This is a genomic window from Rathayibacter sp. PhB152 (assembly GCF_003751395.1).
GTDB classification, from domain to species: Bacteria; Actinomycetota; Actinomycetes; order Actinomycetales; family Microbacteriaceae; genus Rathayibacter; species Rathayibacter festucae.
The window spans coordinates 331868-343982 of record NZ_RJUT01000002.1 but is presented as its reverse complement, the minus strand read 5'-3'; the positions used below and the strand labels follow the sequence as shown (position 1 = coordinate 343982).

The window sequence follows — 12115 nt, the reverse complement described above, 5'->3', positions numbered from 1 at the left end:
CGTGCTAGCGCCGACGCGGTCGACGCAGAAGGAACACCATCCGTTAACCAACGGGGAGGAAGATCCGCCCGTGACCGCTGAAGTGAACCTCGACCAGATCGTCTCCGAAGTGTCCGCGCGCCTGCGCACCCGCTTCCCCGACCGCCCCGCCGCCGAGGTGGAGTCGGCCGTCCAGAAGGAGCTCGACTCCCTCGCCGACCGCCCGGTCCAGGACTACCTCTCCGTCCTCACCGAACGCGCCGCGAAGTCCCGCCTGAAGAAGTCCCGCCCGGACGCCTGACGCCCGCCACTCCGTCCACTCCGTCCACTCCGTCCACTCCGCAGAAGTTGGCGTACTCGGCGCCCGAGTACGCCGACTTCTGCGTACTCGCGCAAGTGAGCGAGCACAGGTGTACCGGCACGCGCACTGATCGCGGACGGTTCGCCGCGCTGCTCCAGGTCAGAGCACCGCGCCCACCGAGCGCAGGAGATCGAGGAATGCCGTCTGGTCGATGACCTCGACGCGCTGACCCTTCGACGCCAGCTCGCGCGCCTTCAGGATCTTCGCGCTCACCGTCTCGCCAGGCTTCAACTCACCCGGGCCGAAGACCCCTTGCACGACGAGAGTCGTCTTCCTCGTCACGTTCGACCCCACGGTCGCACCGAAGCGCGCGACCAGCGATTGCGCCTCCTTTCGTGGGATCCCTTCGATCTCGCCGGAGAAGACGACGACCTCTCCGAGCAGAGGACTGTCCGGGTCAGCGCTCGAGCTGGCCTGAGGAAGATCCGCCAGCCGGACGTAGTGACGCGCGGCCGGTACGGCTCTCTTCGCCACTCGCGTCTCCTCCCAGAGATGAGCGACGTCATCGCGCATCGTCCTCCGAGCGATCGCCAGCACGACCTCCGCACTGGCGACGGCATCCGCCTCGGCATCGTGATGATCGTCGAGCCGGACTCCCAGATGCCGGGCGACCGCGGGGAGCCGATAGGAGTCGAGAACGAGGTGGGCTTTCGAGAGCGCCACAGAGCACAGCAGGTCCGGCGTCGGGCGGTCCATCCCCGCGAGAGAATTGGTAGCTGTGAAGACTCCCTTCTCGAAGGACGCGTTATGAGCGACGATCGGCGCATCGCGGACGACCTGCCCGATCCATTCCGAGACGGCCGGCCACTCCGGGGCTCCTGCGCAGTCCTCCCACGTCAGTCCGTGGATCGACGTGTTCCGCATCGAGAAGGTGTCGCCCGTCAGCGGGCGGATCCTCGTCGAGGCCCGATAGGTGACGACCCCGTTCGTCACCTGTGCCACGCCGACAGCACAGGCCGAGGCCCGCTGCTCGTTCGCGGTCTCGAAGTCGATGGCAGTGAAAGTGAGCGGCATGAGGATCTCCTTGCGACACGATGTCCAAGCAGTTTGCCAGAGAGTGTCTTCCTTCCTGCCGCAGTGCAGTGCGCGGCAGAGCGGCATTCGAGGAGAGAGATCCGCTTCACACGGAGAGGCGAATCGGAGGGCACCGTCGCTGAAGTGCACTCCGAGTCCGGAAGGCCGCTGCCGCTCGGACTTCGCCTTGAGCTGCAGTAGAGCTTTCCGCTATCGGAGTTCCGAAGGAAGGTCGATCTCTGCAGTACTCGTCGCGTTCATGGCATCGACCCGGGCCGAAGCGGCGCGTTGTCGCCGAAGCCAGTACGAGTGCGAACGCAATCCGTGGGTCACTGCCAAGCGAACGATCCAGTACCAGAAGAGCGCAAAAAGCAGCGTGCTCAGAAGACCGGCGGCGGCATAGAGAACGACGAGCGCAGTAGGCGTGTCCACATCACGACAGTAACGGAGCGCCGCGACACCCCCATCTCCGCTCACTCCGCAGAAGTCGTCGTACTCGCCGCCCGAGTACGACGACTTCTGCGTATGCGCGGCGGGGACCGACGGCGAGGTCGCGTCGAGTGCGCAGAAGTTGTCGTAGGCAGCGCGCGAGTACGACGACTTCTGCGGAGTCGGGGCACGGACCGGCGGGGTGACCGCGACGGGACGGAAGTAGGGCGTACGGGACTTGAACCCGTGACCGACGGATTATGAGTCCGCTGCTCTGACCGGCTGAGCTAACGCCCCGCGGCGCCCGAGGCGAGCGGGGCGGGCCGTCAGGAGGCGGCTCGGCCTGCCGGAGCGGACGCTGCGTCGGCGGCCGGATCGGCCACCGGCTCCCCACGATACAGGCTCTCGAAAGTGCTGATCGTGCGGTTGATGTCGTGTGCGGCGACGATGCGGAGCGAGCTGCGCTTGAGGGCCTCGAGGCGCTCGGGGTCGGCCGTCAGGACGTCGGTGAGACCGTCGGCGAGGGCCTGCGCGTTGCCGGGCTCGAAGAGGTGGCCGTTCTCGCCCTCGTGGACGAGGTGCGGGAGAGCCATAGCGTCGGCGGCGACCACGGGGAGGGCCGAGGCCATCGCCTCCATGGTCGCGATGCTCTGCAGCTCGGCGATGGAGGGCATCGCGAAGACGGTCGCACGGCTGTACGCCTGCTTCAGCTCGGCGTCGGAGACGTAGCCGGTGAAGTGGACGCGGTCGGCGATGCCGAGGGTGGTGGCGAGCTGCTGGAGGTTGCGCATCTGGTCGCCGCCGCCGACGATCTCGAGCTGCGCATCCAGCGACGGGTCCAGCAGCGAGACCGCGCGGAGCAGGACGTCGATGTGCTTCTCGCCGGTGACGCGCCCCACGAAGAGGATGCGGTTGGCGGTGCGCGGGGTGAAGTCGGGCGTGTAGTTGTCGGCGTCGATGCCGCAGGAGATCGCACGCACGCCCTGCAGCCCGGTGTACTTCTCGAGGAACTGCGCGGCCTTGCGGGTCGGCGTCGTGACGGCCTCCGCGCGGCCGAAGGTGCGGCGGGCGGCCCGCCAGGCCATCGCCACGGCCTTCGCCTGGGCGGCCTTGGGCAGGAGCGTGAACTCGAGCATGTTCTCGGGCATGAAGTGGTTGGTGCCGATGATGCGGATGCCGCGCTTGGCGGCCTCCTGGCCGAGGCCGCGGCCGACGATGACGTGGGACTGGAAGTGCACGACGTCGGGCTTCACCTCGTCGAGGATCCGCGCGCTGTTCTGGCGGATGCGCCACGGCATCGCGAAGCGCAGCCAGTCGTGCGGGGGCCACCGGAGGCTGAAGAGGCGGTGCACGATGATCCGCTGGCCCTCGTGGTCCTCGACGCGGGTGCCGCTCCAGCCGTCGGCGGACGGGGCGACGACGTGCACCTCGTGGCCGCGCGCCTGCAGGCCGGCGGCGAGGCGCTCGGCGAACTTGGCGGCTCCGTTGACGTCCGGCGCGAAGGTGTCGCAGCCGATCACGACGGTCAGCGGGCGGCGGGCGGCGTCCGCCGGAGCGGAGTCGCCGGTCGACGACTCGGGGCGTGACGCGTCGCGGGGATCTGACACGGAGTGGGTCCTAACGATGTCGTGTCGCTCGAGGGAGTGGAGCGATCGGCGTGGGTTCGGGCGGGTGCACGGCGTCTCGAAGCGGTCCCAGTGTAGGCGGGGAGGGCGCCGGAACCCGGGATTGCGGCGCCTCGCGTCGGGCGGCTCAGCGGGCCTGCGGGTGGTGCTTCGCGAGGAGGAAGACGCCCCAGATGGCGACCACTCCCGCCGCGATGAAGAGCGGGATCGCCCACGGCGCCGCGTACTGCGCCTCGCCGAGGACGATGATGCCGATCGCCACGGCGACCAGCGGGTCGACGACGGTCAGGCCGGCCACGACGAGGTCCGGCGGCCCGGAGGCGTAGGCGTTCTGCACGAAGTAGCCGCCGAGCGCCGTCGCGGCCAGGAGCGCCACGATGCAGACGACGGTCAGCGGGTCGAACTCGCCGAACTTGATCCGGTTGAGGACGACCTTCGCGAGGGTGGCGACGAAGCCGTAGACGACGCCGGCGCCCAGGATGTAGAAGATCGCCCGAGCCTTCTTGCGGAAGACGCGGAAGGCGATCACGAAGATCGTCATGACGACCGCGAGGATCACCAGGATCGTGATCAGCTGCGAGGTCCGGATCGACTCGTCGACCGCGTTGAAGGCGGCGACCAGCACGAAGACCCCGACGCCGCCGACGCAGAGCATGATCGCGCGGATCGAGGACGCGTTCAGCCGCACCTTGCTCACCCGGGCGTTGACGATCGCCGTGATGACGAGCGCGACCGCGCCGAGAGGCTGGACGACGATGAGCGGCGAGAAGCCGAGGCTGGTGAGCTGGAAGACGATCGCGAGCGCCAGCATCAGCGTGCCGATCACCCAGGACGGCCGCGACAGCAGCGCGAAGAGCTGCCCACCGCTCAGCCCGCTCGAGCCGGAGCGCTTCGAGAAGCGCTCGACCTTGACGACTCCGCGGTGCTGGAACTGCGCACCGAGCGAGAGGAAGACCGCGCCGATCAGGGCGATCGGGATGCCGATGAACTTCGCCGGGTCGTTCAGAAGGTCGGCGAGGTCAGTGGGCATGGGCACGACCCTACCCACGATCGATCCGCGCATCCTCCGACGCACGGGGGACCTCGGCTAACCAGCGGATGACGGTCAGGACGGCCGCCTGCAGGGCCCGCGATACCCTGATCCCCATGGCCGTCCTCCCCATCCGCATCGCCGGCGACCCCGTCCTGCACTCCCCCGCCGCCCCCGTCACCGAGTTCGACGACACGCTCCGCACGCTCGTCGCGGACATGTTCGAGACCATGGACACGGCGCCCGGCGTCGGCCTGGCCGGACCGCAGGTCGGAGTGCCGCTGCGGCTCTTCGTCTACGACTACGAGGCCGACGACGGCACTCCCCGCCGCGGTGTCGCGATCAACCCCGAGCTCTTCGTCACGCCGACGCCGCTGGGCGAGGCCGACGAGGACACCGAGTCCGAGGGCTGCCTGTCGTTCCCCGGCGAGCGCTTCCCGCTGCGGCGCTCCGAGCGCGCGATCCTGCGCGCGGTCGACCTCGACGGCACGCCGTTCGAGATCGAAGCGGACGGCTGGTTCGCCCGCGTCTTCCAGCACGAGTTCGACCACCTCGACGGCGTCCTCTACACGGACCGCCTCGAGCACGAGTACGCCAAGCCCGTCGCGAAGATCACCCGCAAGCGCGGCTGGGGCGTGCCCGGTGTCTCCTGGACCCCGGGCGTCGAGCACCTCGAGGACTGAGCCTCCCAGGCACCCCGACTCCGCTCCGCTTCCCGGCCGGCGGTCCCGGACCTAGGCCAGGTCGACGCCGTGCACGCCGTTGTGGTGGCGCACGGTCGGGAACGACGCGGTGACGCTGCGCCCGACACCGGGCGTGCGCTTCTCGACGACGTCGCCGCCGAAGAGGCCGGCCCGCTCACGCAGCTCCGAGAGCGCGGGGCTGTCGATCCGGTCGGTCAGCGCGTGCAGGTCCGCGTCGACGGCGCTCGCGTCGGACTCGGCGCCGGCGTGGCGCTCGCGGTCGTCGTCGACCTCGACGCGCAGGCCGGTGGCGGTCCAGCGGGAGGTGATCCGCAGCTCGGTGCCGGTGCCGCCGGACTCCAGGGCCTCGTCGAAGGCGTACTCGAGCACGCGCATCACGGCGACGTCCGCGCCGTCCTGCAGCGGGAACGGCTCGCCGAAGGTCTCCTCCCGGACGACCAGGCCGCGCTCGCGGGCGCTCTCGATGAGGGCGTCCGTCCCGCCGGTCGCGGGGAGCTCGCGGGGATCGACCGCGGCGACCGTCGCGATGCGGCGCAGCTGAGCGAGCGACGCCTCCGCGGCGCTGACGGCCCGGCCCGCGGAGCGCGAGGCGGCGGCGGGATCACGGTCGATGGTGAGGCGCACGCTCTCGGCCTCCTCCACCACCTTCGAGGCGGCGCGGACGGCGAGCTGCTCGAGCTCGCCGACGATGCGCAGCCGCGCCTCCTGCTCGCGGACCGACAGCTCGAGGGCGACGGCGCGCGACGTCTCCTCGGCCCGGCTGTCGAGCGCGCGGCGCTCAGCGGCGGCGGAGCGGCGCCACAGGACGATCGCCCCCGCCGCGACGATCAGGGCGAGGACGAGGACGACTTCGAGCACGACGGCCTCCGGGGCATCAGGGAACGGCGCGGGGGACGCCGGAGAGCGATCGTACCCGGGAGCGGGCGCCGGAGCCGGAGGCGCGGCGAGGGCTTGCGGTCGTCCCACCCGACTCGGGTGAGTGCTCAGCCCTCGCGGCGGCTGCGCGCGACGGTGAACTTCGCGCTGCGCTCGATGATCTTGGTCGGCCCGACGGAGCGGCGCAGCTCGGCCGGGTGCGCGAGGTGCGAGTTGAAGACCGTCCACAGCTCGCCGCCGGTGCGGAGGATGCGGCCGGCGGCCGCGATCATCCGGCGCGCGACGAGGTCGGTCACCGCGCCGTCGGAGTGGAACGGCGGGTTGCAGAGCACCACGTCGACCAAGCCGTCGGCGAGCGTGGAGGCGTTGTCGTCGCGGAGCAGCCGGATGCGGTCGCCCAGGCCGCTCGCCTCGGCGGTCGAGCCGGCGGACTCGACGGCCGCACGGGAGCTGTCGGTGGCGATCACGTCGAGGTCCGGGCGGGCGAGAGCCAGCCACGCGGCGAGCACTCCGGAGCCGCAGCCGAGGTCGACCGCGACTCCCCCGGGCAGCGCGGCCGGGTCGAGCGCGGCGAGCAGCGCCCGCGTGCCGAGGTCGAGCTTGGCGCCGGCGAAGACACCGGGCAGTGCGACGACCTCGAGCCCGTGCGCCTCGAGACGGCGGCGCTCCGCACCGGCAGCAGCGGGCTGCTCCGCCTTCGCCTCGCTCGCGAGGAGCGCCCGCGACTTCTGCCGGGCGAGGCTGACGTCGATCCGGTCGTAGCGGCGGGCCAGGACCTCGTTCATGCCGAGCGACATGTGCTTGATCCGGCCGGCGCCGATGAGCTGCGCGGCGGGGTTCGCGAGCGCGACCTCGGCCGCGACGGCGGCCAGCGCGTCGAGCGAGCGCGGGAGGCGCAGCAGCACGATCTCGGCGCCCTCGACCGCGTCGGCGATCGAGTCGGCGATCGTGAAGGGCGCGAGCTCGATGCCGGCGGCGCGGACCGCCTCGGCGTTGGCGGCGAGGGCCCGCTCGGCGACGATCGAGTCCTGGGCGGAGGAGACCGCCACGCCGTCGGCGGCGAGGGCCAGCGTCAGCGCGCCGAAGGCGTCGCCGACGACGGCGACCCGGGAGTGCCCCGCGGCGAGGTCGAGGAGGAGGCGGTCGCTCGCGTCGACCGCGACGAGGTCGGGGGCCTCGACGTCGGGCCGGCGGCGGAGGAGGTCGAGGACGTCGTCGCGCATGGTGGCTCCGGTCGGGGTCGTGGCAGAGAGCACGGCCGGCCGGTGAGCACGCAGGGAACGAGGCGCGGAGACCGGGCCCGGAGGACCGCCTCGAGGGCACGAAAAAGGGCCCAGGAGTGGAGTCCCAGGCCCTTCGCTCCCCGACTTGGACTCGAACCAAGAACCTACCGGTTAACAGCCGATTGCTCTGCCAATTGAGCTATCGAGGATCATCCGCTCACCCGGAGGCGAACAGCGCTTGACTACTTTAGCAAAGTCTGCGCGAACTCCAAATCCTGGATCAGTAGCCGAGCGCCGGGTCGACGACGCCGAGCAGCTCGCGACCCGCGGCGAAGGCGGCGACGTTGGCGCGGACCCGCTCGGCGAGCAGCGGCGTCGTCATCTCCGGGGTGTCCGCGGAGTGCGGGGTGATCAGGCAGCGCGGCTCGCTCCACAGCGGGTGCCCGTCCGGCAGCGGCTCCGGGTCGGTGACGTCGAGGGCGGCTCCGGCGAGCCGACCCTCGGCGAGGGCAGCGACGAGGGCGTCGGTGTCGACGAGGCTCCCCCGGGCGACGTTGACCAGCACGGCCTCGGCCGGCAGCCGCCGCAGCAGCTCGGCGTCGACCAGCCGGGCGGTGCCGCCGGTCGCGGCGGCCGCGAGCACGAGGACGTCGGCGTCGGCGACCACGTCGGGCAGCTGGTCCGCGGTGACCGTGCGGTCGGCTCCGGACACCTCCGCGGCGCTCCGGCGCACCACGGTGACGTGCGCGTCGAAGACGCTCAGCAGCCGCAGGAGCTCCACGGAGATGCCGCCCGCGCCCACGACGACGACTCGCGCGCGGTGCAGGGTCCTGGCGCGCTTCGCTCCCCAGGAGTCGGCGCGGGCGCGCTCGGGCAGCGAGCGCAGCAGTGCGAGGGTCAGCGCGAGGGCGTGCTCGGCGACCGGCTCGGCGTAGGCGCCCTTCGCGCTCGTCCAGCGCAGCCCCTCCCGCTGAGTGCTGCGCAGCACGGGCGCGAACACGTCGACCCCCGCCCAGGGCAGCTGCACCCAGCGGAGGCCCGGGTGCTCGGCGAGCACCGTGGCGAGCTCGTCGGTGCGGCCGTAGGAGAGCCAGAGCAGCGCCTCCGCGTCCTCGACGCCGACGACGGTCCCGCCACCGGCCTCGATCGCGTCGGTGAAGATCTGCTTCGGCCGGGGCAGGACGGCGACGCGCGGCGCGCTCATCCGGCCTCCTCCGCGGGCGCCGTGCGCGCGGCGCGGGAGGCGTCGAAGCGCTCGAACTCCGCGAAGGCGGCGCCGAGCTCGCGGACGTACGGGTGCCGGGAGTCGTTCAGCACCTCGAGCAGCGGGCCGTAGGCGACCACCTCCCCCTCGACCAGCACGGCGATACGGTCGGTGGCCCGGCTGAGCACGTCGATGTCGTGGCTCACGACGACCGCGGCGAAGCCCTCCTGCCGGCGCAGATCCGTGAGCAGGTCCACGATCGACTCGCGGACGGTCGCGTCGATGCCGGAGGTCGGCTCGTCGGCGATCAGCACCTTCGGGCCGAGCACGAGCGCGCGGGCGATCGCGACGCGCTGACGCTGACCGCTGGAGAGCTCGTACGGGAAGCGGTCGAGCAGGAACAGCGGCAGGTGCACGGAGTCGAGCAGCGTCGCCACCCGCACCGCCGCGCTCTTCGGGTCGTAGTGGCGGTCGCGGAGGAAGATCGGCTCGGCGATCAGCTCGGAGACGGTCAGCTCCGGGCGCAGCACCGCGCCGGCGTCCTGCGCGAGGTGCGCGACGTCGAAGGTGAATCGCTTGATCTCGCGGGCGGGCATCCCGCGGAGGCGGTGACCGGACACGGTGGCCTCGCCGCCGATGATCACCGGCCGCGTCCGCGCCCCGGCGCCGGCCGGGCCGTCGAGACCCTCGCCGCCGAGGACGCGCGCCAGCGTCGACTTGCCGGAGCCGCTGCCGCCGAGGATGCCGAGCACCTCGCCCGGCTCGACGCGGAGGCTGACCCCGCGCAGCGCGGTCCAGCGCCCGCTGATGCCGCGCGGCGGGTACTCGACGCTGAGGTCGTCGACGACGATGGGCGCCGAGGCGGCGGCGGCTCGGCTCACGCCTTCCGCTCCGCCTCGACGATGCTGCGCAGGAGCTCGCGGCGCTCGGCCTGCTCCCCCGGGTCCGGCACCGGCAGCGACGCCAGCAGCCGCTGCGTGTACGGGTGCTTCGGCGCGGACAGCACTTCCTCGCCCGTGCCCTCCTCGACCAGCTCGCCGCGGTAGAGCACGGCGATCCGGTCGGCGAGCAGATCGACGACGGCGAGGTCGTGGCTGATGAAGAGCGAGGCGAAGCCGAACTCGCGCTGCAGCTCCGCGAACAGCTCGAGCACGCGCGCCTGCACCGAGACGTCGAGCGCCGAGGTCGGCTCGTCGGCGATCAGCAGCTTCGGCTCGAGTGCGAGCGAGCGCGCGAGGCTCGCGCGCTGCCGCTGACCGCCGGAGAGCTCGTGCGGGTAGCGGTCGCCGTAGGAGCGCGGCAGCTGCACCGCCTCGAGCAGCTCGTCGACCCGCTTCCGGGCGGCACCGGCGTCCCGGGCGCGGCCGTGCACGATCAGCGGCTCGGCGACGCACTCGGCGATCGTCAGCAGCGGGTTGAAGCTCGACGCCGGGTCCTGGAAGACGAAGCCGATGTCGCCGCGGACGGGACGGAAGGCGCGCTCGCGGATGCCGCGCATCTCCTTGCCGAGCACGCGCAGCGAGCCGCCGGTGACGGTGGTCAGTCCCGCGATCGCCCGGCCGATGGTCGTCTTGCCCGAGCCGCTCTCGCCGACCAGGCCGAGCACCTCCCCCGCGCGGATGCGGAAGGAGACGCCGTCGACGGCGACGAAGCCGGGGCGGCCGAGGCGGCCCGGGTACTGGATCCGCAGGTCCTCGGCGAGGACGAGCGTCTCCGCCTCCGGGGCGCCGGCGCGCTCGATGGCGCGCTCCTTCGCCCGGGCGACGCCCTGGCCCACGTGCGGGACGGCGGCGAGCAGCTTGCGGGTGTACTCGGCCTTCGGAGCGGCGAACAGCTCGGCGACCGGCGCCTCCTCGACCAGCTCGCCCTGGTACATCACCGCGACGCGATCGGCCAGATCGGCGACGACGCCCATGTTGTGGGTGATCAGGACGATCGAGGTGCCGAAGTCGTCACGGCAGCGGCGGAGCAGGTCGAGGATCTCGGCCTGCACCGTCACGTCGAGGGCCGTCGTCGGCTCGTCGGCGACGATCAGGCCGGGGTCGAGCACGAGCGCCATCGCGATGACGACGCGCTGCTTCTGGCCGCCGGAGAACTGGTGCGGGTAGTAGTCGACGCGCTTCTCCGGCTCGGGGATGCCGACCGTGCGCAGCACGTCGATGGCGCGCTTGCGCGCCTCCTTGCGCGGGACGGAGGCGTGCGCGCGCAGCCCCTCCGCGATCTGCCAGCCGACGGTGAAGACCGGGTTGAGCGCGGTGCCGGGCTCCTGGAAGACCATCGCGACATCGGTGCCGCGGAGCTCGCGCAGGCGCGACTTCGGCACCGAGACCACGTCGGTCGACGAGCTGCCGTCCTTCTTCGAGAGCAGGATGACGCCGGACGCCGTCGCCGTCTCGGGCAGCAGGCCGAGGATGGTCTTGGCGGTCACGGTCTTGCCGCTGCCGGACTCGCCGACGATGGCGAGCACCTCGCCGCGCTCGACCCGGAGGCTGACGCCGGCCACCGCGCGGACGGCGCCGCGATCGCTCGCGAAGGCGACCTCGAGGTCCTGGATGTCGACGATCGGGCGGGAGCCCGCGTCGGCGGGACGGCTGTCGGCGGGACGCTGGACGCTCATCGGGTCTTCTCCACTCCGGCGACGGGATCGTGTCCCGGCGTCTCCAGGCCGTCCGCGGGGAGCGCGCCGCCCGGGACGACGGACGTCGCGGCGACGTCGCCGGAACCGGCGGCCACCGCGCGCCGGCCGCGCAGGCGCGGGTCGGCGAGGTCGTTGAGGCTCTCGCCGACCAGCGTGATGCCGAGCACGACGAGGACGATGGCCAGGCCCGGGAAGACCGAGGTCCACCAGATGCCGCTGGTCACGTCGGACAGCGCCTTGTTGAGGTCGTAGCCCCACTCGGCGGCCGACGTCGGCTCGATGCCGAAGCCGAGGAAGCCCAGGCCCGCGAGGGTGAGGATCGCCTCGGACGAGTTCAGCGTGAAGATCAGCGGGAGGGTGCGCGTGGCGTTGCGCAGCACGTGCTTGAACATGATCCGCGGGGTCGAGGCGCCGATGACCTTCGCCGACTCGACGAAGGCGTCGCCCTTGATCCGCACCGTCTCGGCCCGGATCACCCGGAAGTACTGCGGGATGTAGACGACCGTGATCGAGACCGCGGCGGCGAAGATGCCCGACCACAGGTTCGACTGGCCGCCGGAGATCACGATCGACATCACGATCGCGAGCAGCAGGGTCGGGAAGGCGTAGATCGCGTCGCAGATCACGACGAGCACGCGGTCGAGCCAGCCGCCGAGGTAGCCGGAGACGAGACCGAGGAAGACGCCGAGGAAGATCGACAGCACGACGGCGACGACGATGACGAGGAACGCCGTCTGCGCGCCCCAGATCACGCGCGAGAGCACGTCGTAGCCGCCGACGGTGGTGCCGAGCAGGTGCTCGGCACTCGGCGGCTGCTGCGCGCCGAACGACTCGGTGCCGGTGCGCAGCTGCGAGTAGCCGTAGGGGGCGATCAGGGGGGCGAGTGCCGCGACGAGGAGGAACGCACCGGTGATCACGAGACCGGTGACGAGCATCCCGCGCTGCAGGCCCACGCTCTGCCGGAGCTGGTGGACGACCGGCAGCCGGTCGACGAGGCGGCGGCGCGGGCGCGCCGGAGTGGTGGTGCTCATG

Annotated in this window: 11 protein-coding genes and 2 tRNA genes; 2 read left to right on the top strand and 11 right to left on the bottom strand. The window is 71.9% G+C overall.

Going from position 1 to position 12115, the window contains the following annotated elements:
- Positions 1-70 precede the first annotated feature (70 nt).
- Positions 71-280, top strand: a complete 210-nt coding sequence (locus EDF36_RS05000) for a three-helix bundle dimerization domain-containing protein (RefSeq protein WP_132437785.1) — start codon at positions 71-73, stop codon at positions 278-280.
- A gap of 159 nt (positions 281-439) precedes the next feature.
- Here the strand turns inward: EDF36_RS05000 and EDF36_RS04995 are convergent, their stop codons facing one another.
- From EDF36_RS04995 to EDF36_RS04980, 4 genes are all read right to left on the bottom strand, one after another.
- Positions 440-1354: an exonuclease domain-containing protein gene (locus tag EDF36_RS04995; RefSeq protein WP_185020372.1), complete on the bottom strand. Its 915-nt coding sequence runs from the start codon at positions 1352-1354 to the stop codon at positions 440-442.
- 652 nt (positions 1355-2006) lie between these two features.
- A tRNA-Ile gene (locus EDF36_RS04990) sits at positions 2007-2080 on the bottom strand.
- A gap of 29 nt (positions 2081-2109) precedes the next feature.
- On the bottom strand, positions 2110-3390 hold the full coding sequence (locus tag EDF36_RS04985; RefSeq protein WP_397459889.1) for a glycosyltransferase: 1281 nt from the start codon (positions 3388-3390) through the stop codon (positions 2110-2112).
- Between the two features lie 145 nt (positions 3391-3535).
- A complete protein-coding gene (locus EDF36_RS04980; RefSeq protein ID WP_123445647.1) occupies positions 3536-4438 on the bottom strand; it encodes a DMT family transporter in 903 nt (300 codons plus the stop codon).
- Positions 4439-4554: 116 nt separating this feature from the next.
- Here EDF36_RS04980 and def point away from each other — a divergent pair, with 116 nt between their 5' ends.
- Positions 4555-5121 (top strand): peptide deformylase, encoded by a 567-nt coding sequence (def, locus tag EDF36_RS04975; RefSeq protein WP_208323040.1) that lies wholly within the window; start codon positions 4555-4557, stop codon positions 5119-5121.
- A gap of 51 nt (positions 5122-5172) precedes the next feature.
- Here def and EDF36_RS04970 read toward each other — a convergent pair whose 3' ends face one another.
- The 7 genes from EDF36_RS04970 to EDF36_RS04940 all read right to left on the bottom strand — a co-directional run bounded on the left by EDF36_RS04970 (position 5173) and on the right by EDF36_RS04940 (position 12114).
- Positions 5173-6000, bottom strand: a complete 828-nt coding sequence (locus tag EDF36_RS04970) for a hypothetical protein (protein ID WP_123703140.1) — start codon at positions 5998-6000, stop codon at positions 5173-5175.
- 125 nt (positions 6001-6125) lie between these two features.
- A complete protein-coding gene (locus EDF36_RS04965) occupies positions 6126-7241 on the bottom strand; it encodes a class I SAM-dependent methyltransferase (protein ID WP_123732124.1) in 1116 nt (371 codons plus the stop codon).
- Positions 7242-7377: 136 nt separating this feature from the next.
- A tRNA-Asn gene (locus EDF36_RS04960) sits at positions 7378-7450 on the bottom strand.
- Positions 7451-7521: 71 nt separating this feature from the next.
- Entirely contained in the window at positions 7522-8445 is a 924-nt protein-coding gene (locus EDF36_RS04955; RefSeq protein WP_123732123.1) for a D-isomer specific 2-hydroxyacid dehydrogenase family protein, read from the bottom strand.
- A complete protein-coding gene (locus EDF36_RS04950; protein ID WP_243646352.1) occupies positions 8442-9326 on the bottom strand; it encodes an ATP-binding cassette domain-containing protein in 885 nt (294 codons plus the stop codon). The genes EDF36_RS04955 and EDF36_RS04950 overlap by 4 nt, the downstream gene beginning before the upstream one ends.
- Positions 9323-11062 (bottom strand): ABC transporter ATP-binding protein, encoded by a 1740-nt coding sequence (locus EDF36_RS04945; RefSeq protein WP_123732122.1) that lies wholly within the window; start codon positions 11060-11062, stop codon positions 9323-9325. The genes EDF36_RS04950 and EDF36_RS04945 overlap by 4 nt, the downstream gene beginning before the upstream one ends.
- On the bottom strand, positions 11059-12114 hold the full coding sequence (locus EDF36_RS04940; protein ID WP_123732121.1) for an ABC transporter permease: 1056 nt from the start codon (positions 12112-12114) through the stop codon (positions 11059-11061). The genes EDF36_RS04945 and EDF36_RS04940 overlap by 4 nt, the downstream gene beginning before the upstream one ends.
- Position 12115: the final 1 nt, after the last annotated feature.

Coding starts and splice junctions, on each gene's coding strand:
- EDF36_RS04995 (WP_185020372.1), bottom strand. CDS start 1,354: ATGCCGCTCACTTTCACTGCCATCGACTTCGAGACCGCGAACGAGCAG.
- EDF36_RS04980 (WP_123445647.1), bottom strand. CDS start 4,438: ATGCCCACTGACCTCGCCGACCTTCTGAACGACCCGGCGAAGTTCATC.
- def (WP_208323040.1), top strand. CDS start 4,555: ATGGCCGTCCTCCCCATCCGCATCGCCGGCGACCCCGTCCTGCACTCC.
- EDF36_RS04965 (WP_123732124.1), bottom strand. CDS start 7,241: ATGCGCGACGACGTCCTCGACCTCCTCCGCCGCCGGCCCGACGTCGAG.
- EDF36_RS04955 (WP_123732123.1), bottom strand. CDS start 8,445: ATGAGCGCGCCGCGCGTCGCCGTCCTGCCCCGGCCGAAGCAGATCTTC.
- EDF36_RS04945 (WP_123732122.1), bottom strand. CDS start 11,062: ATGAGCGTCCAGCGTCCCGCCGACAGCCGTCCCGCCGACGCGGGCTCC.
- EDF36_RS04940 (WP_123732121.1), bottom strand. CDS start 12,114: ATGAGCACCACCACTCCGGCGCGCCCGCGCCGCCGCCTCGTCGACCGG.